Source organism: Acinetobacter sp. OYA S30, from assembly GCF_033599315.1.
Lineage (GTDB): Bacteria > Pseudomonadota > Gammaproteobacteria > Pseudomonadales > Moraxellaceae > Acinetobacter > Acinetobacter baumannii.
In genome coordinates, this window is sequence record NZ_JAWVAV010000157.1 from 1 (window position 1) to 379 (window position 379).

Annotated in this window: 1 pseudogene; it reads left to right on the forward strand. The window is 42.0% G+C overall.

What is annotated here, in order from left to right:
• Nucleotides 1-63: 63 nt before the first annotated feature.
• Nucleotides 64-379, forward strand: a pseudogene (locus tag R5R67_RS19605) (IS6-like element IS1008 family transposase); the annotation flags it as partial.

The following is a 379-nucleotide window of genomic DNA, read 5'->3' on the forward strand; positions in this document are numbered from 1 at the left end:
GGCACTGTTGCAAATAGGCTGACATGATAAGCTAAATATCTTATTTATTTCGAGATACAGCAGATGAATCCCTTCCACGGTCGGCACTTTCAAGGTGAAATCATTCTTTGGGCTGTTCGTTGGTATTGTAAATATGGCATCAGCTATCGTGAACTTCAAGAAATGCTCGCTGAACGAGGCATAAATGTGGATCACAGTACAATTTATCGTTGGGTTCAGCGTTATGCTCCAGAAATGGAAAAACGGTTACGCTGGTATTGGCGTAATCCTACAGATTTACATTCATGGCATATGGATGAGACTTATATCAAAGTGAAGGGGCGATGGACTTACCTGTATCGTGCAGTTGATCAACGGGGTCATACGATTGACTTTTACC